Below are 18,072 nucleotides of genomic sequence, written 5' to 3' on the forward strand. Positions count from 1 at the left end.
AGACCCGAAAACTATTTGTTTTTTGGAAGTGGATTTTTGTTCGGAATTATTTCCTTCGAAAACTCCGTTAATCCAGCCATATTGGGCATTTGGGCAGATTTTTGAAAGCGAAAATTACTCATTAAGTTTTGAAGCGGCTGCAGCATATTTTTATTTCGACTTCTTCTTAACCCATAGGCAGCTGCACTAACTCCGAGACCTAATAAGGACGCCCACATCATCCCTCTATTGTTTCGTCTTCTGCCAAACATATTGAAAAGAGTCTGTCTTCTCCCTGAAAAAAGCATTGTGATCCAGTTATTCAAATTGATACACTTCCTTTATTAAAATTCAGAAAGCGAAATTTATTTTTCACCTTCCAAGTTTTAATTTTCTCTTTCATGATTTTAATTATGCTGGCAATGATTTGATTAATAATGCTATTTCCTATGTTACATTACGTAGCTTTTCGATATTTTCTTAACAACTTATCTTTTGACATCATTAGATAAACCAAATGATGTTTTTTAACGTTCCTAATACCAAATGAAGGCGTTGAAAGGAAAAAGATAGGCAGCAGTGAAGTTTTTTTATACATCTTATAAAAACTGTTTTGCGGAGAAAAGCACTCAAATCCTAATTGTCTGACCCCTTTGTTTAAAATCGTTATTCCGATAATCCCTTTTATTTTTTGCTTATCGGGATGTTTATGAATATATTCAGCCAGAAGCGGCATTGAATTTAATACTGTTTTGTAAATACATCTTGCCCTATTCACATGATTCTCCATTCTAAGGAATTCACTCAATAATTGTACATTATGGAGATGGATTTTTATTAGTACGTCATTTTTACAAATCATCGTTCCATCCAAAAGGACAACATCTTTTCCTTTATATTTCGTTAATCGAACTCTAAATATTGCTTTTTTATTGCCTTCAAACTCGATATATTGAAGCCGGGTAAACAAAAAATAAATAGGATCGAAAATTTTCCATATAGATAAAATGGAAAGACGTATTCCCATAACGATTTATTCTCCTTTCATTTCATTTCAACAATAGGATGTATAAATCGATCTATTTTTAAAAATAGAAACAATTGGAAATAGTAATCAAGTTTCTTGTAAATTATTTTATTATTGAAAGAACCCATTCTTTTACATCTTTTATACGTAAATGCTTTGGGGCGGAATCTGTCCCTGTCACAATCATAGGAACTAATGAATCGTCTTTATGCAAAGCTCCGTGGCTGGCTCCACCGACATGAGTCGGCGACCCTTCTCCAATAAGTTCATATCCCGGTTTTGCTGTTATGACAAGATAATCTCCTTTATGTGAAAAAAACGAACTGTAAAATCTTGCAAGACCATCAGGGAAATTTCCAAAGGAAATTCTTTTATCTTTTATTTGCAGATCCAGAATCTCGATTTTTCCTTCTAAACTCCATGTTTGTCCATATTCATCAATGTAGTCTCCACCTGGATGAAAAATAAGTTTTCCGTCCTGTTCGCCTGAAATAACATGAATATCTTCCCCTGCTTTCCATCCAATCAGATCAATTCTTCTGTCCTTTTGCAAAGTATTTGCAATCTGATTAAGAGCCAACCGATTTGCATCAAGAGAATAGACAAATGCCATTCGCTCATTTACACCTAAAACAATTTGATCTTTTGGTGTAACTCCCTTTCTTAATTTGACAATCGTATATTCGTTTAAGACTTTCCTTAGATCAATGAGTGCTTCATTTCGATCAGCGCCAATCCATGCTTGGCCGTTATCACCCATGATCACCCATATATTTTCTTTTAAAGCGTCTTCCCGTGAGGAGAAACTGTTTAAGATCGTTGCAAGTTGTTGATCTATTTTTATTATTGCTTTCGTATCCATCGGCCCGTTTTTATGTACGCTTTTATCCCCATCCGAAAAATAAACAATCGAAAAATCAGGAAGTTTGTCTTCTTGTATTAAATAAGTGAGTTCGTTTACGGAAAAAGTGTTTTGGAACCCGTATTTTCTCCAAAAGTGATGTTTACGGTTAAAAGGGTTCATTTTATGCAGTGCCCCATGTGAAAATAAGGAAGGAGCCTTTACTTCTATCTTTCCTGGAATTCCTGTTAACCAAGACAGCAGGCGTGGAATTATTAATGACTGATTTGTACTTCCCTTATAAATAAGAGTATTTATTGAAGCTGATTTTTTATCAGACATGGCAAGTTCTTCATGAATCGTTTTAAACTCATTACCTAAATGGACATTGTTCAAATTATATAAAATATCGTTCATTGATTGCTTTAAACCAAGCTTCATTAATTCTCTAATATGGCTTCCGTAATTTATCAATCGTTTTTCATCTAGATGGTACCAAACCAATCCAGGGATTTTATGCTTGTCACAATAAACCCCGGTCAACAGGGTGCTATCTACATTTACCGACATGGTTGGAAACGGACTAACAACATCAGAATAAAAGTGTCCATTTTCTATAAAAAATTGAAATGTTCTTGCTTGTCCATTCCTAACAGCATTCTGCAAGGGAATCGTCATAAGAGAATCTATCAAAAGAAGAATCACCCGTTTTTTTGTTCCTTCTGCTGCAAAATTGCTTAATGCCAATTGATTTACTCCCTTCCATCGATCCATATTAGTTTTATTATGGTAGTTCGATATTCAGAATATGTTCGGTATTATCATTTTTATTTTCAAAAAGTATAGTTAAAACATACTCAACGAATACTTCGAAGATAAGATCTCCAATAATTTAAGACCTGCAATACTGTTTCCCTTTTCATCGAGAGCAGGTCCAAATATTCCTAGCCCGAAACGATGGGGAACCGCTCCCATGATGCCGCCTGAAACTCCGCTTTTTGCCGGGATTCCAACCCTAACGGCAAACTCCCCTGAAGCGTTATACATACCGCATGTAACCATAAAAGTCTTGCAAATTCTTGCTACTTCTGCAGGTATGATTCTTTTGTTTGTGATCGGCTCAACCCCATCCATGGCGAATACGATGCCTATTCTCGCCAAGTCCAAACAATCCATTTCAATCGCACATTGTTTTGTATAAAGGTCCAGAAGCTCTTCCACATCCTCATTGATGATTCCGTGCTGCTTCATAAAATAGCATAAAGAACGGTTAAGAAAGGAAGTTTCAAACTCCGACTTCGCCACTTCCTGTGAATAGGCAACTTTTGAATTGCCGGCCAATTCCTGAATGAATGTAAGAATCCGTTTTAATCGGTCCTCGATCGATTGTCCTTTAATCATATGAGTAACCGCCAATGCCCCTGCATTAATCATCGGATTTAACGGCTTGGAAGGGTTATTTAATTCAAGCTTAACGATGGAATTAAAAGGATCTCCCGTAGGTTCGTATCCTACCTTTCTAAAAACAAATTTTTCCCCGCAATCGATTAGTGCCAAAGCAAGAGTTAACACTTTCGAAATACTTTGCAGTGTAAATTTTTGCTGGATATCTCCTGCAGATATACATGTTCCGTCAGGATGATAAATGGCTGCAGATAAATCATGAGGGTTTGCTTTTTTTAAAGCAGGGATATAATCAGCGACCTTTCCATGTCTTGTATACTTCTTTGCTTCCAACACGACTTCGTTTAACTTTTCACTCGAATGACAAGGCATTTTTTATCACCAACTTGATTTCTAAAATGGTCTCTTTTCATTTATTAGCTAGTCTAATCAAAAACAATCCGGAATACTCATCATAAAAACCATTCAATTCAATACGGCGATTTATATGTAAACAAAAATTAAATATCGGTTGACATTAATATTGAAGTTCTATTATTCTTAATTTATATAACACTTTATCGTTAATGTTAGAATAAGCTGGATATATATCTATTTATTTTCTTTAATTGGATTTACATACAAAGTAGTATAGATGTGGATGCACATACCGCAATCAAACAACTTCATTTTGGCTGTAGGTATTAGTTTAATGGCGTTCACATAAATGAGATCTGCCTTTTATTAAAGTAAAATGTTGCTCAACAGGAAGGGGTAAAAAGAATGGGAAATTGGAAACAACTTGCATTAAGCGTTTTAGATGGACACGAATTAACCGATGATGAAGCTTTATCTATATTAAACTGTCCTGATGAAGAACTCCTTGAATTGCTGCAAAGCGCTTATACAATCCGTCATCATTACTATGGCAACAAGGTAAAATTAAATATGATTATTAACACGAAATCCGGCCTTTGCCCGGAAAACTGCGGTTATTGTTCCCAGTCCAGTGTTTCAACAGCGCCAATTGAAAAATATCAAATGCTTGACAAAGAGTCTATTTTAAAAGGTGCTGAGCGAGCCTATCACTTGAATATCGGAACATACTGTATTGTGGCAAGCGGAAGAGGTCCGAGCAATAGAGAGGTCGAGCACGTCGCTTCTGCAGTAAAGGAAATAAAGGAAAAGTTCAATCTAAAAATTTGTGCCTGTCTTGGATTGTTAAAGCCCGAGCAGGCAAAAAAGCTGAAGGAAGCCGGTGTAGACCGCTACAACCATAATATCAACACCTCTGAAAATCACCATGAATCGATCACGACTTCCCATACTTACCAGGACAGAGTCAATACCGTACAACTTATAAAAGAAGCGGGAATTTCCCCTTGCTCCGGAGTCATCGTCGGAATGAGAGAGACAAAGCAGGACGTTATTGATATGGCAAGAAGCCTAAGAGCATTAGATGCCGATTCAATCCCTGTCAACTTTTTGCATGCAATTCCAGGAACGCCTCTTGAAGGTGTTGATGAACTAAATCCTAGATACTGCCTAAAAGTTCTTTGCCTCATGCGTTTCATCAACCCAACAAAGGAAATACGAATTTCGGGAGGAAGAGAAGTGAACCTGCGCAGCCTGCAGCCACTAGGTTTATACCCTGCTAACTCAATATTTGTCGGAGACTACTTAACCACTGCAGGACAAGAAAGCAGTGCTGATCACCAAATGCTTGAGGATTTAGGGTTTGAGATTGATTTCGTGAAAGAAAAAGTTAGTGCGGTTTAGTGAAATAATAAAAGGAATTATTGCAAGAATAGATAATAATGTTGTAAGGCTGTCGGAAAAATTACGACAGCCTTTTTAGTACTATTGCTTTACTTTTTGCATTGTTTCCAACTTAAATAGCGGATCGTTTACAATGTAATGCTGAATATAGAAAACTATGCCCACCACATTTCAGTCATTTGCTCTTTAAATAGAATTCCTTTCAGTAAGCTGATCGCCTTACTTAATCCCTCATCGGTAGAAGCGAGCATGTCTTCATGTTCAATGGAAAGGACATAATCATAACCTACTGCACGAAGTGTGCTAACAATATCTTTCCACATTTTTTCGTCATGGCCATAGCCGACTGATCTGAAAGTCCAAGACCGGTCTAAAATGTTGCTGTAGTGTTTCGTATCTAACACGCCGTTCACACTTATATTGGCTTTGTCTAAATATGTGTCTTTTGCGTGGAAATGGAAGATGGCATTTTCGCGCCCTAGCTTCTTAATTGCTTCTACAGGATCAATTCCTTGCCAAACAAGGTGGCTCGGATCGAAATTTGCTCCAATGCTTTCTCCCGCATGTTCTCTTAGTTTCAGTAATGTCTCCGGATTGTAGACAACAAAACCGGGATGCATTTCGAAAGCAATTTGATTGATTCCGTGAGACTCTGCGAATTTAGCCTCTTCTTTCCAATAAGGAATCACCACTTCGTTCCACTGCCAATCTAGAATATCCAAATACTCCGGAGGCCACGAACATGTCACCCAGTTTGGATATTTTGCGTTCGGATGGTCACCAGGGCAACCGGAAAAACCGTTAATGACAGGAATTTCTAATCGCTCAGCTAATAAGACTGTTTTTCTCCAAACATCATGAGACTCTTTCGCAAATCTTTTATCTGGATGAAGAGGATTGCCATGGCAGCTTAAAGCGCTGATCATTAATCCCCTGCTTTCAAGCGCAAGTTTGAAAGATTTTAATTTTTCAGGGCTTTCCAATAACTCATCAGGGTTGCAATGACTGTTTCCCGGATAGTTGCCTGTTCCCAATTCAACTGCTTCTACGCCCATTGCGCTTAATTTATCAAGCATTTCTTCAAAAGGTAAGTTTTGATATAGAGCTGTGAATACACCTAGTTTCATGAAGACACCTCCTGATCCACTTGGACTTTTACCCATTTTTGTTGTTTATGACTTTCTACTATTGCATCGATAATAGACATTGATACATGTCCATCTTCAAAGGTCGCGAAGTTTGTTTGATCTTTTAATGGGTCTTTTCCATCCCGAATGAATGTATAAAATTGTAACATCATATTTTTTAAAGCGTCAGGCCAGCCTTCATTATGCCCTCCGGGATGGTGTATCGAAGATCTTGCTTCCGGTGCAAATAAAGCAGGATCTGCCAAAAGAATTTCATTTGGTTTGTCGCGATAACCGATCCATAATTTCTCCGGTTCCTCTTGATTCCAATAAGCTGAACTTTTGCTGCCATCGATTTCAAAACTAAGCCTGTTTTTCCTGCCGGCACTTACTTGAGAAACTGTAAACACACCTCTAGCCCCATCATGAAAACGCACAAGAACCGACGCATAATCTTCTGTTTGGATCGTTACTTCTTCATAATTCTCTTCTTCCGTATTTTGTGTACCGAAAGTTGACACATTTGTTTTCGGTTTTTTTCTAACAGGTAAAACCGTTGCCAAATCTGCAAAAACTTCCACAATTTTTTTACCGGTCACATATTGGACCGTATCACACCAATGGGAACCTATATCCGCGATGGCACGTGTGTTTCCGCCGAATTTAGGATCCAAACGCCAGTTAAAATCAGTTTCATACAGTAACCAATCTTGCAAATAACTTCCGTGTACCAAATTCACTTTTCCGAATTCACCATTTTTTATCATCGTTTGTAAATTTTTAATAATCGGAAATTGGCGATAATTAAAATTCACACCATGTACGACTTTATGCTGTTTTGCTAATGCAAGCAACTCTGCTGACTCTTTACTTGACATCGCTAACGGCTTCTCAGATAATACATGCTTGCCTGCTAAAATAGCTTCTTTGTTGATCGAAAAGTGAAGATGATTCGGCGTACAGTTATGGACAACTTGAATTTCGCTGTCCTCTAACATTTCTCGGTAATCGCCATATGCTTTTGGAATCCCAAGTTCAGCCGCTTTTTTTTCGGCGGTCTCCTTGCTGCTGCCCGCTAATCCAATCACATCAACAAAACCAAGCCTTCTGATTGCTTCAATATGAGTAGGACCGATAAAACCTGTCCCGATCACTCCAACTTTTATTTTTTCCATTGTTTTCTCCCCCTACTCAAGGACTATATGAATCTATTTTTTTAACGTTTTTCTTCCAAATGCTACTGCTAAGATAATGATTAAACCTCTGACAATCATTTGTTGGCTGACATCAAGGCCCATGATGATCAAACCATTATTAATCATGCCCATCATTAATGAACCGACAACTGTTCCAATCACTGTTCCGACTCCACCGGATAGAGCCGTTCCACCAAGAATAACAGCTGCAATTACAGAAAGCTCATCGCCTTCCCCAAATGTAAATCTTCCTGCGTGCATGCGTCCGGCATATAGAATACCAGCGAACCCGGCCGCCAAACCTGATCCTAAAAAGACGAGTAATTTGATTTTGTCAGTTTTTATTCCGGAAAACTTTGCAGCGCTTTCATTTCCGCCTGTTGCCAATGTTTGTCGTCCAAATGCTGTTTTACGGAGCAGAATATGTCCGATAATGACAGCGATGAGTGTCCAAATTAATAAAATCGGAATAGGTCCAATATCGCCTGAACCAAAAACGTAGTTAAAAGTGGAATGAACAATTGGTACTGGAGCTGTATTTGTAATCCACATTGCCAAACCTTTCACAATTCCCATCGTTCCAAGGGTAACTAGAAAAGAAGGAATCGCTACTTTTGTTATTAGGAGACCGTTAATGAGGCCTACTATTAAGCCTGTTCCCAGTCCGACAATAAGTCCGCCGAAAAACCCAAATCCAGCTTGTAAGGCTAATGCTGCCGTTAATGCGGATAATGCGGTAATGGATCCTACTGATAGGTCAATTTCACCCGTACTTATAACAAAGGTCATCGCGACTGCCATAATAGTTATCATCGCTGATTGACGGGCGATATTCAGCATATTGGCAGCAGTTAGAAATCCATCATCATATAACATGATTGAAAAATAGATGAAAACTCCGATAAAGGCAAAATATACAATATAGTTACGCCAATCGAATGTTTTTCCTGATTTAAAAGTATTCATATTAATTGAATTATTCATCTTAATACCCTTGGATTGCATGTTGAAGCTCCTCCTCAGAATTGATCTCCTTTCTTTTTAGTTCTTTCACCACTTTTCCTTCATGCAATACAATGACTCTGTCACTTACTGCTAAAAGTTCAGGAAGTTCTGATGAAATCACTATGATCGCCTTTCCGCTGTCAGCCAGTTCACGAATAATATCTATGATTTCTGTTTTCGCGCCGATATCTACTCCGATCGTAGGCTCATCTAAAATCAGTACATCAGGATCATTCGCCAGCCATTTTGCCAGTACAATCTTTTGCTGGTTGCCGCCGGATAACAATCCTGCTGTTTTAAAAATACTATCTGTTTTAATATTCAGTTTTTGAACTAGCTCACTTGTTAATTCATTCGCCTTGCCTTCATCAATAAATAATCCTTTTTTGATTTTTGAGAGGATAGGCAAAATCATATTATCCTTCACGCTATGTTCAAGGATCAGCCCTTGCATTCTGCGATCCTCCGGAATGAGGGCAAGACCGGCATTGACTGCATCGATCGGACTGTTAATGGATCGTTTTTCTCCGTTAACATAAATTTCACCGCTATCTATCGAATCAATACCGAAGATGCATCGGGCCATTTCTGACCTTCCACTTCCCATTAATCCTGCTACACCAAGAATTTCACCAGGATACAGCTTAAAATTAATATCATTGATTTTTGTTCCGGAAGTTAAATGTTTGACTTCCAGGATCGGAGTGGAATCAGCCCGGTATGTCCGTTCCTTCCATTCAAATGCTTTATCCATTGCAGCTCCGACAATATGCTGAATGACTGTATCTAACTCAATTTCTTTTATTCTTTCAGTAACCACATTTTTTCCGTCACGTAAAATCGTAATTCTGTCACAGATTTCAAAGATTTCGTCCATTCGGTGTGATATATATATAATGGAAATCCCTTTTTGCTTAAGTTTGTTGATAAAAGAAAAAAGAACTTCTGTTTCCTTCTTGGTTAAGGAGGATGTTGGCTCATCCATAATCAATATTTTTGCTTCTTGTGAAAGAGCTTTGGCAATTTCAGTCATTTGCCAATATCCGACACCAAGGTTTTCGACAACATCATTCGGATGAATATCAACTTCTAATTCTTGTAATAATTTTCTTGTTTTCTCGACACACTCTTTGTCGTTTAACAATCCTAATGAAGTTCTTGACTCTCTTGTTAAAAAAATATTTTCTGCGACTGTTAATGTTGGGATTAAACTAAACTCTTGAAAGATCATTGATATATAATTGTCTCTTGCATCGTTCATATTTTTAATCGTTACTTTTTTTCCATCAATGTAAATTTCCCCATCATCAGCTTCATAAACACCGGTTAATATTTTCATTAATGTTGATTTCCCGGCACCATTCCCCCCCATCAGGGCATGGACTTCACCTTTGTTCACTGAAAAATCAACTGAATTTAATACTTTAACGCCATTAAACGATTTGGAGATATTTTTCATTGAAAGAAGCGGCTGTTCCATCTCATTCACCTTCTTTTATAAGAGGCTACTCTTTTGAGCAGCCTCTATAAAGTTTGAAGTTCACTTTATTGGTTTACTTCTGCTTCAGTTTGTTTAAGACTTACCCATGTTCCTTTTTCAGCAGATTCAAGGATTGCATCACTTATTAGAGCGATACGATATCCATCATAGAAGTTTGGTGAAACTTCTGTATCTTCTACGATTGATTTAATAAAATCATACGTTTCAATAATTTTTGTTTCTCCATAACCAATACCAAGTGCAGGAATTGGCCACAATCCTTCACCGTATGGATGAGCAGGTCCGGTATAAACGGTTCTGAAACCTCTGGCATCGCTTGGATCATCAGCGAAATAAACTTGCAGTTCATCACGGCGTTCATAGTTGAAGTATAACGAACCTTTTTCGCCATGAATTTCAAAAGTTAGGAAATTATTGCGGCCCCAAGCATTACGTGTTGCTTCAATGCTGCCTATTGCCCCGTTTTCAAACTTTAACAGTGTTGCAAATTCATCATCAACATCTACAGGAGCTTTAGGAACATCGGCAGAAGCTTTTACCGTACCTAATTTGTCTACTCCGCCAGATTGGATTGGTCTTTCATTTATCCATGTTTTTGCCACTGCATTCACTTCCGAAATTTCACCAACAAGGAAGCGTGCCATATCAATGACATGGGTTCCTATATCACCAAGTGCACCTGAACCGGCTATCTTTTTCTGAAAACGCCATGATAAAGGTGAATTAGGATCCGCAGACCAATCTTGCAAATAAGTTCCACGGAAGTTAAGAATTTTACCAATGCGTCCTTCTTCAATATATTTTTTAGCCAGTGCAACTGCCGGAGTTCTTCTGTAGTTGAATGCAACCATATGTTTCACTCCAGCTTTTCGGACTGCATCTAACATTGTTTTTGCCTCTTCAGCATTTCTTGCTAAAGGTTTCTCAGAAATAATATGTTTACCAGCCTCTGCTGCAGCAATCGCAATTTCTGCATGAGAATTGTTAGGAGTAACGATATCGATTACATCGATATTCGGGTCTTCTACTACTTTTCTCCAATCGGATGAATAGTTTTCAAATCCTAAACGTTGAGCTGCCTCCACAGCTAATTGATCAGTAACATCTACGACTGTGTGACGATGCGGGATGGCAGGTGCCGGCCAAAAGAACATCGGCATTCCAGCATAAGCAAGTGCGTGTGCTTTTCCCATAAATCCTCCGCCAACCATACCAATATTTATTTTTTTCATATTATTTTCCTCCCTCAATTATCGTAATGAATATGAAAGTTATTTCACGGCATCTTGAATCGTTTTAGGTGGGTCTTTCCGGTAAACAAGCTTCCAAGAATCTAAAACATTGTCTTCAGTTTGTAATCGATTACATTTATTTTTACAACATTCTTTTAAAAATTTTTATCATTCTATTATTATATTTTATCAATAATAAAATAAGAGGGAGTTTTATTACATCTCCCTCTTACCTTTAATATTTCATTCGCCTTAAAATCATTTTCTTTGTTATAAAGTTTGTTTTCCTTTAACACCGTTAATTGAGTAACTTGCCGTAATGTTTGCATTTAATGACTGGGAAACCGAACAATACTTGTCTTTTGACAACTGAATGGCCCGGATTACCTTATCTTCGGGTAACTCGCCTTCAAGTGCGTAATGAATATGAATATCTGTATATCGTCTCGGATGGTCTTCTGCACGTGTTCCTTCTACTTCAAGATGAAAAGAAGTCGGATTCAAGCGCATTTTTTCCAATATCATAATAATATCAATTCCTGTGCACCCTGCTACTGCTTGTAAAAGCAATTCCATAGGCCTAGCTCCACTATTTTGCCCCCCGATTTCCTCGGCCGCATCAATTTTGATTTCATGGCCTGATGGAGTGGTTCCTGAAAAAGCTAATTGTCCTGTCCATGTTACCGTTGTTTTCATTAGTTACAATCCTTTCCTTATGTACCTTTTCTTTTATATTGTCTACTTCTTAATTTGGTATTCTCTTCTTTTCATAATTGTACATTTAACTTATGATAAATCAAAATTAAACAAGTCTGTTAAAGTGAATCCACAAAAAAGGGATAAACGAATGATTAGCTATTAATGAAAAATGAATTTCTCCACTCTTTTATCCTTGATTTTAGATTGTTTTTATGTTTACTTCATTGACTTTTTTATCATTCAGTTTAGCTAAAACGTCGTTAAAAGTATGCTTACTGATCCACTCATCCAAATCAGGCAACACTTTTTTAAAATATGGAAGCTTTGCCAAGACAGGGAGCTCTGTTAATTTTTGAATCATTGAGACATTATCATTGTGTAAAAAGTTTTGATCATCGAATTGGTTAAACACGATACCCTTTATTTTCAATCCTTCATTCATGGCATATTGTACAGTAGTAACAGCATGATGGATACTTCCAAGACCGCATAAAGAAACTAGTACAATAGGAATTTGTAAATCCTTGATAAAATCTTTCGTCATGTATACTTCGTTTTCACGCTCTTGAAGAGGAACCGCCAGTCCTCCCGCCCCTTCTACTAGAACGATGTCATATTGTTCTTTTAATTCATTTAGCTTCTGTTTGATATTTTCTATATTCGCTTTTTGTCCTGTTATTTTTTCTGCCAAATGAGGAGATACAGCAGGCTTGAAAAAATACATCCCTGTCTGATCGTCGCCGATAGACTTCTGAAACCAATATGAATCCGGATAGCTTTGTTTCTCTTCATCAAATCCCGATTGAATCGGTTTAAAAACCTTCACCTTCAATCCATTTTTACTAAGAACTTTATATAAAAATGACGTAACAATGGTTTTTCCAATATCAGTTCCTGTTCCGGTAATAAACAATGCGTTCCCCATTTAAGCTGCCACTCCTTTGCCAACAGGTAATCCAGATAAACGTGCGAGGATTTTTGACGCTAAAATCGAACAAATAATACATAGGATAATGTCGCCCGGTACGGGAATAAGAAATCCGTACAAGACTGTTTGCTTAATCGTTAGTGGCTTCTCCACCACAAATTTCATCACACCGTAAAGCCAAACACAACCTATCGTATATACTGTTAATAAAGAAGCAAAATTGGCTGCAGCCAATGTTTTAATTGAACGTTTTTTCACCTTCTCCACGATCAACCCGCTCACATATGCTCCTAAAACAAATCCGATCAAATAGCCAAAAGTCGGTTTTAATACGTAGCCAAACCCACCCCCTTCTGCAAAAACAGGGACTCCGATCAGGCCTATGAACACATACAACAGTTGGCTAAGCGCACCTAATCTTGGACCAAGCAGAGAGCCTGCTAGAAAAACAGAAACAATTTGCAAAGTAAATGGTACATATGGAATCGGAATTTTGATAAATCCCCCAATGGCTGTCATTGCGGCAAAAATTGCTGCTAAGGTCATGTGTTTTGTTTTCATTTCATTTTCACCCTCATTGGATTGTTTTTTTTATCATGCATGATTTATATTCATTTTGTCAACTATTTTTAAAAATAGGTTTACAATTAATCCAAAATATGAAACGATCACGAAAAATGAAGCAAAAAAAGAGGTATCTGAAAATAGATACCTGGTACTTCATAAAATATTTAGTGAGTTCGAACTTTAGTTTCTGATCATAATTGTTTTTAATACAAACTAAGCATGTACGGAAATATTCCAAGCAAACGGGTCTTTAAATTCATTCCAGTCCATTAACAGTTCCTCTTCTGTTAGTAAGCAACTGTCTAATGAGGCTTTTACAGCTTCTTTATCCATGTCAATTCCGATCACAACAAGTTCAATCATGCGGTCTCCATATTTTTCATCCCAATCATCTTTTAATTCAGGATTTTCCGCAAAGTACGTGGATTGTTCCTCAATAGGCAAAGCAGCCACCCAGTAAGCAACAGGTTCCAGATTGACGGATGGGCCGGCCTGAGAGAATAAAAGTGCAACATCATTTCTAGTGGCGCACCAAATAATCCCTTTTGCCCTCACAATTTCTTCAGGCATTTCCTCAGCCCATTGGTAAAATCGCTCTGAATGAAATGGGATGCGGCTTCGATACACAAATGAGCTGATTCCATATTCCTCTGTTTCCGGAGTATGTTCTGGTGATTCCAGCTCTTTAAGCCATCCTGCTGATTGGCTTGCTTTCTCAAAATCAAATAATCCTGTATTCAATATTTCAGAAGGAGAGACTTCTCCTTTAACGGTACGTATCAGCCTTGCTTCGGGCTGAAGTTTTCTTAGAAATCCTTCCAGCTGATTTAATTGTTCAGGATCTAACAAATCACACTTATTCAGGATGAGAACATCACAAAATTCAATTTGATCGATCAATAGATCGGCAACAGTTCTTTCGTCATTTTCCCCAGCGGCCTGGCTTCTATCCAACAATGAATCCCCTGATGCGAAATCATGCCAAAATCGGTTCGCATCGACGACTGTAACCATTGTATCAAGTCTGCAATGCTTCGTAAGGTCTATTCCTAATTCTTCATCAATGTAGGAAAATGTTTGAGCAACTGGTACGGGTTCACTTATACCAGTAGATTCAATAATTATGTAATCAATATTCCCCTGCTGTACGAGTCGCTCAACTTCCTTCAATAAATCTTCCCTTAGCGTGCAGCAAATGCATCCATTTGATAATTCCACAAGTTTCTCTTCGGTTCGGTTTAACCCTCCCCCTTGTTTAACTAAATCTGCATCCACATTGATTTCGCTCATATCATTGACAATAACAGCTACTCTCAAACCATCCCTGTTTTTTAAAATATGGTTTAATATCGTTGTTTTTCCCGCACCTAAATAACCGCTCAAAACGGTGACTGGTATTTTTTTATCCGGCATATTGATTCTCCTTAAAATAATAAATCATAATTATTACGATTTATACTGTGCAATTTCTCCAATTGATTCCGGCAATTACGCCATTTCAAATTGCTTTTCCAAAATTTACTTAGTTTCTCTGTGCAAAGTACGACGTTTCAACCGCGGCGAGTATTTCATTAATTCAAGTCTTTCGGGATTGTTTCGTTTATTTTTTGTCGTTATGTAATTTCTGTCACCTGTTTCAGTACATTGAAGCGTTATTTTAACTCGCATTTTTATCCTCCTTGTTAAAATTGAAATAGGAATGATTACGATTTTCATTGTATAGTATAGATGAAAGGAAAGTCAATATCGGGATTTGATTAAAAATAATTTCAAATAGTCCTAATAAGATCTATTGCCATCTAGCAAAAAATAGATTTCCATTACAAATAAGTAAATACAATTCTTAAAAATGAATTCTATTAATAAATATTATTGACAAGTACTATATTTTTGATTTATTGGAGGTCATTATGGATCGTCTATTTCGTTTATACTTACTTGATTTCACCGGAATTTTCATAATTGGTATTGCCATTTATTTCTTATCCTTTGGAACAAATATAACGGTTAATAATGAAGCAGGCTGGCAATTCCCCCCTTCTCTATTAAATTTGAATACGATTTTTTTAAGTATTTTAATAGAAGCTATGCCATTTGTTTTGATCGGTGTTCTAATTGCCGGTATGATCCAAATTTTTGTTAAAGAAGAGCATATTCAAAAGTGTATTCCTAAAAATAAATTTTTGGCTGTCATGATGAGCTGCGTCGTCGGAGCATGTTTCCCGGCTTGTGAATGCGGTATGGTGCCGATCGTCCGGAAACTTGTTGCCAAAGGAGTTCCTATTTACGCAGGAATTGGTTTTTTGCTAACCGGTCCGCTTATTAATCCCATCGTAATTGCCTCAACTTACATGGCATTTGGGAATAATTTAAAGATCTCACTATTGAGGATGATTATCGGGTTCTTTATCGCGATATTTGTTGCAATAGCTGTGAGCTTCCTCTTTAAAGGCCGTCAGTTTAAAGAGACTGCCCCGTTAACAGACGTGCATTCCCACTCCAGCGATAAACATATGACGTTTATCGAAAAGTTTTGGAGTATGCTTAAGCATTCGATCGATGAGTTTTTTGATATGGGCAGATACTTAATCATTGGGGCATTTTTTGCGGCTTTTGTACAAACATATTTGCCGGCTAAATCGTTGCTTGATGCAGGCAGCGGAGTAGGTTCTTCCACCCTTGTTATGATGGGACTTGCCTATATTATGTCTCTTTGTTCAGAAGCAGACGCCTTTATCGGAGCATCTTTTTCAAGCATTTTTCCGACCACTTCTATTTTAGGTTTTCTAGTATTTGGCCCTATGATTGATTTAAAAAATACGATTATGATGCTGAGCGTTTTTCGGACAAGGTTTGTTTTGGGCGTTTTAGCGATCGTCACGATCTCTGTTTTTACTGCATTGATGCTTCTGCATCCATTTATGTGAGGAGGGGAAAAAGATGCAATTTCATGTTCAGCAGGCCATTAGAGCATTCATACTGTTTACTTTTTCCGCTCTAATACTTAAGCTGCATTTTACCGGTGACATGACGAAATTTATTAACCCGAAATACGAAAATCTTAGCCAGGCGGCAGCTGTAATTTTTCTGTTATTATTTATGGTGCAGCTTACTAGGGTGTGGACATTAACAAAGGAGGAGCACCATTGTCATGACGGGCATGAATGCAGCCATCATGATCATGGGGATTCACCATTTTCTTTTAAAAAAGCAATTTCTTATTTCATTATTGTTTTTCCTTTGTTAACCGGAATTTTTCTTCCGGCTAAAGCGTTGGATGCATCAATCGCCAATAAAAAAGGAGCAATGATTTCCTTATCCAATCAGGCGAAAAACGGCGGACAAATTGATGAAGAAAGCGCCTCCAATGGGAACCCTTCTGAACCGAATACAGATAACAGCTTGGAGAAAGGTACAAGCAGTACAAATACCCATGATTCAAATGTTCCTGTCAATCCAAATGAAATGACGGAAGAGGAATACCAGAAGCTAATGAAAGAATTAGAAAATGCCCCGGTCATATTAATGAAAGATCTAGTGTACTCTTCTTATTATGATGCGATCAGTATCGATGTCGATAAGTATAAAGGCAGGAAGATTCAACTGAACGGTTTTGTTTATAAAGAGAAAGGGTTTCAGCCGAATCAACTTGTTATCTCACGATTTTTAATCACGCATTGTGTCGCTGATGCCGGAATTATCGGGTTTCTTTCTGAATTTCCGGAAGCTTCCACTCTTTACCCTGATACATGGATCGAGGCGGAAGGAACACTTGATGTAACCACATATAATGGCACCAAGCTCCCACTAATTAAAATAAACAGTTGGAAAAAAATCGATGAACCGAAAGAGCCTTACCTTTATCCGATTAGTGTCAAACTTAAATAAAAGCTTTGGGGAAGGAAGCCCTTATTCCTCCCCTTCTCTTACCTCAAATAATAAAGAATGCATTGAACAAAGAGTATTGATAATAAGCTCATTCATAAACCTTTTGTCTATTACTCTTTGATAATAGTGGTCTATCATTGCTCCACATGACATCCACCGGCAACTCCAAAAACTCTGAAAGCACTTGTTCTGATATCAAATCACGGATTTTTCCGGAGGCAAATACTTCTCCCTTTTTTAAAAGAAGGATTTTACTAAATACGGGTAAAATCTCTTCCACATGATGGGTAACGTAAAGAAGAGTTGGTCCGCCAGGTGTCGCTGCAATTCTTTCAATATCTTCTAAAAGCAGCTCTCTTGCAATAAAATCAAGTCCGTTTGTCGGTTCATCTAAAATTAGTAAATCAGGGTCAGTCATGAGTGCTCTAGCAATTAAAACACGCTGCCTTTCTCCTTGCGACAAAGTTCCATATTCTCTATTAGCAAAATCAAAGCATCCAAACTTTTTTAACAATGAAACGGCTTTTTGTCTGATTTCATCGGTTGGTGTCTCATATAGCCCTATTGAAGCATATGCACCGCTTAACACAATTTCATACGCATTGTCGGAATCGTAAAATTTTTGCTGTAAGGATGAAGAAACTAGTCCAATTTTTCTCCGAAGGTCTGATTCAAGCGGAACCTTACCAAACTCTTTCCTAAGTACTACCGCCTTCCCTTTAGTCGGAAAATAATAGGCATTGATCAAATCTAACAATGCCGTTTTACCGGCACCATTTAATCCGAATAAAACCCAATGCTCGCCTTTTTTCACGTTCCAATTAATATCCTTTAAGATCCATGTTCCATCTCTATTCAGCCATACATTTTCTAACTGTATAACCATGTAAGCCCATCCTCCATACATATTTGTATCAAAC

At 37.6% G+C, this 18,072-nt stretch carries 18 protein-coding genes; 3 read left to right on the forward strand and 15 right to left on the reverse strand.

Features of this window, described 5'->3' with window-relative positions; all coding sequences use genetic code 11:
* Positions 1–11: 11 nt before the first annotated feature.
* The 4 genes from C0966_RS05765 to glsA all read right to left on the reverse strand — a co-directional run bounded on the left by C0966_RS05765 (position 12) and on the right by glsA (position 3,623).
* Positions 12–305, reverse strand: coding sequence for a hypothetical protein (locus tag C0966_RS05765; protein WP_274854239.1), 294 nt, complete (start codon positions 303–305; stop codon positions 12–14).
* A 131-nt stretch (positions 306–436) separates the two neighbouring features.
* On the reverse strand, positions 437–1,006 hold the full coding sequence (locus C0966_RS05770; protein WP_274854240.1) for a YkoP family protein: 570 nt from the start codon (positions 1,004–1,006) through the stop codon (positions 437–439).
* 103 nt (positions 1,007–1,109) lie between these two features.
* Positions 1,110–2,594: an alkaline phosphatase family protein gene (locus C0966_RS05775; protein ID WP_274854242.1), complete on the reverse strand. Its 1,485-nt coding sequence runs from the start codon at positions 2,592–2,594 to the stop codon at positions 1,110–1,112.
* A gap of 99 nt (positions 2,595–2,693) precedes the next feature.
* Positions 2,694–3,623, reverse strand: a complete 930-nt coding sequence (glsA, locus tag C0966_RS05780) for a glutaminase A (RefSeq protein WP_274854243.1) — start codon at positions 3,621–3,623, stop codon at positions 2,694–2,696.
* A gap of 390 nt (positions 3,624–4,013) precedes the next feature.
* Here glsA and bioB point away from each other — a divergent pair, with 390 nt between their 5' ends.
* A complete protein-coding gene (gene bioB / locus C0966_RS05785) occupies positions 4,014–5,009 on the forward strand; it encodes a biotin synthase BioB (RefSeq protein WP_274854244.1) in 996 nt (331 codons plus the stop codon).
* Positions 5,010–5,164: 155 nt separating this feature from the next.
* Here the strand turns inward: bioB and C0966_RS05790 are convergent, their stop codons facing one another.
* From C0966_RS05790 to rpmG, 10 genes are all read right to left on the reverse strand, one after another.
* On the reverse strand, positions 5,165–6,136 hold the full coding sequence (locus C0966_RS05790) for a sugar phosphate isomerase/epimerase family protein (RefSeq protein ID WP_274854246.1): 972 nt from the start codon (positions 6,134–6,136) through the stop codon (positions 5,165–5,167).
* Positions 6,133–7,311, reverse strand: coding sequence for a Gfo/Idh/MocA family protein (locus tag C0966_RS05795; protein WP_274854248.1), 1,179 nt, complete (start codon positions 7,309–7,311; stop codon positions 6,133–6,135). Before C0966_RS05795 ends, C0966_RS05790 begins: the two co-directional genes overlap by 4 nt.
* 33 nt (positions 7,312–7,344) lie before the next feature.
* Positions 7,345–8,337, reverse strand: a complete 993-nt coding sequence (locus C0966_RS05800) for an ABC transporter permease (RefSeq protein ID WP_274854250.1) — start codon at positions 8,335–8,337, stop codon at positions 7,345–7,347.
* Entirely contained in the window at positions 8,318–9,817 is a 1,500-nt protein-coding gene (locus tag C0966_RS05805) for a sugar ABC transporter ATP-binding protein (RefSeq protein WP_274854251.1), read from the reverse strand. The genes C0966_RS05800 and C0966_RS05805 overlap by 20 nt, the downstream gene beginning before the upstream one ends.
* A 65-nt stretch (positions 9,818–9,882) precedes the next feature.
* Positions 9,883–11,070, reverse strand: coding sequence for a Gfo/Idh/MocA family protein (locus C0966_RS05810; protein WP_274854253.1), 1,188 nt, complete (start codon positions 11,068–11,070; stop codon positions 9,883–9,885).
* Positions 11,071–11,340: 270 nt separating this feature from the next.
* On the reverse strand, positions 11,341–11,766 hold the full coding sequence (locus tag C0966_RS05815) for an OsmC family protein (protein WP_274854254.1): 426 nt from the start codon (positions 11,764–11,766) through the stop codon (positions 11,341–11,343).
* A 202-nt stretch (positions 11,767–11,968) separates the two neighbouring features.
* Complete coding sequence (gene bioD / locus C0966_RS05820) at positions 11,969–12,694, reverse strand: dethiobiotin synthase (protein WP_274854256.1); 726 nt, start codon at positions 12,692–12,694, stop codon at positions 11,969–11,971.
* Positions 12,695–13,258 carry a biotin transporter BioY gene (locus C0966_RS05825; RefSeq protein ID WP_274854257.1) on the reverse strand — a complete coding sequence of 188 codons (564 nt, stop codon included), beginning with the start codon at positions 13,256–13,258 and terminating at the stop codon, positions 12,695–12,697.
* A gap of 219 nt (positions 13,259–13,477) precedes the next feature.
* On the reverse strand, positions 13,478–14,677 hold the full coding sequence (locus tag C0966_RS05830) for a GTP-binding protein (RefSeq protein WP_274854258.1): 1,200 nt from the start codon (positions 14,675–14,677) through the stop codon (positions 13,478–13,480).
* A gap of 105 nt (positions 14,678–14,782) precedes the next feature.
* A complete protein-coding gene (gene rpmG, locus C0966_RS05835) occupies positions 14,783–14,932 on the reverse strand; it encodes a 50S ribosomal protein L33 (RefSeq protein WP_004436352.1) in 150 nt (49 codons plus the stop codon).
* A gap of 242 nt (positions 14,933–15,174) precedes the next feature.
* On the opposite strand from rpmG, the gene C0966_RS05840 reads away from it, so the two are divergent.
* Positions 15,175–16,191, forward strand: coding sequence for a permease (locus C0966_RS05840; protein ID WP_274854261.1), 1,017 nt, complete (start codon positions 15,175–15,177; stop codon positions 16,189–16,191).
* Between the two features lie 13 nt (positions 16,192–16,204).
* Positions 16,205–17,152 (forward strand): TIGR03943 family putative permease subunit, encoded by a 948-nt coding sequence (locus tag C0966_RS05845; RefSeq protein WP_274854262.1) that lies wholly within the window; start codon positions 16,205–16,207, stop codon positions 17,150–17,152.
* Between the two features lie 88 nt (positions 17,153–17,240).
* Here C0966_RS05845 and C0966_RS05850 read toward each other — a convergent pair whose 3' ends face one another.
* Entirely contained in the window at positions 17,241–18,038 is a 798-nt protein-coding gene (locus tag C0966_RS05850; protein WP_274855719.1) for an ABC transporter ATP-binding protein, read from the reverse strand.
* Positions 18,039–18,072 lie beyond the last annotated feature (34 nt).

The organism is Bacillus methanolicus (assembly GCF_028888695.1).
In the GTDB taxonomy this organism is placed as follows: domain Bacteria; phylum Bacillota; class Bacilli; order Bacillales; family Cytobacillaceae; genus Bacillus_Z; species Bacillus_Z methanolicus_B.

Bases quoted from the DNA above. Each gene is read 5' to 3' on its own strand.
- C0966_RS05770 (WP_274854240.1), bottom strand. From the start codon at position 1,006: ATGGGAATACGTCTTTCCATTTTATCTATATGGAAAATTTTCGATCCT.
- glsA (WP_274854243.1), bottom strand. From the start codon at position 3,623: ATGCCTTGTCATTCGAGTGAAAAGTTAAACGAAGTCGTGTTGGAAGCA.
- bioB (WP_274854244.1), top strand. From the start codon at position 4,014: ATGGGAAATTGGAAACAACTTGCATTAAGCGTTTTAGATGGACACGAA.
- C0966_RS05790 (WP_274854246.1), bottom strand. From the start codon at position 6,136: ATGAAACTAGGTGTATTCACAGCTCTATATCAAAACTTACCTTTTGAA.
- C0966_RS05795 (WP_274854248.1), bottom strand. From the start codon at position 7,311: ATGGAAAAAATAAAAGTTGGAGTGATCGGGACAGGTTTTATCGGTCCT.
- C0966_RS05800 (WP_274854250.1), bottom strand. From the start codon at position 8,337: ATGCAATCCAAGGGTATTAAGATGAATAATTCAATTAATATGAATACT.
- C0966_RS05805 (WP_274854251.1), bottom strand. From the start codon at position 9,817: ATGGAACAGCCGCTTCTTTCAATGAAAAATATCTCCAAATCGTTTAAT.
- C0966_RS05810 (WP_274854253.1), bottom strand. From the start codon at position 11,070: ATGAAAAAAATAAATATTGGTATGGTTGGCGGAGGATTTATGGGAAAA.
- C0966_RS05815 (WP_274854254.1), bottom strand. From the start codon at position 11,766: ATGAAAACAACGGTAACATGGACAGGACAATTAGCTTTTTCAGGAACC.
- bioD (WP_274854256.1), bottom strand. From the start codon at position 12,694: ATGGGGAACGCATTGTTTATTACCGGAACAGGAACTGATATTGGAAAA.
- C0966_RS05825 (WP_274854257.1), bottom strand. From the start codon at position 13,258: ATGAAAACAAAACACATGACCTTAGCAGCAATTTTTGCCGCAATGACA.
- C0966_RS05830 (WP_274854258.1), bottom strand. From the start codon at position 14,677: ATGCCGGATAAAAAAATACCAGTCACCGTTTTGAGCGGTTATTTAGGT.
- rpmG (WP_004436352.1), bottom strand. From the start codon at position 14,932: ATGCGAGTTAAAATAACGCTTCAATGTACTGAAACAGGTGACAGAAAT.
- C0966_RS05840 (WP_274854261.1), top strand. From the start codon at position 15,175: ATGGATCGTCTATTTCGTTTATACTTACTTGATTTCACCGGAATTTTC.
- C0966_RS05845 (WP_274854262.1), top strand. From the start codon at position 16,205: ATGCAATTTCATGTTCAGCAGGCCATTAGAGCATTCATACTGTTTACT.
- C0966_RS05850 (WP_274855719.1), bottom strand. From the start codon at position 18,038: ATGGTTATACAGTTAGAAAATGTATGGCTGAATAGAGATGGAACATGG.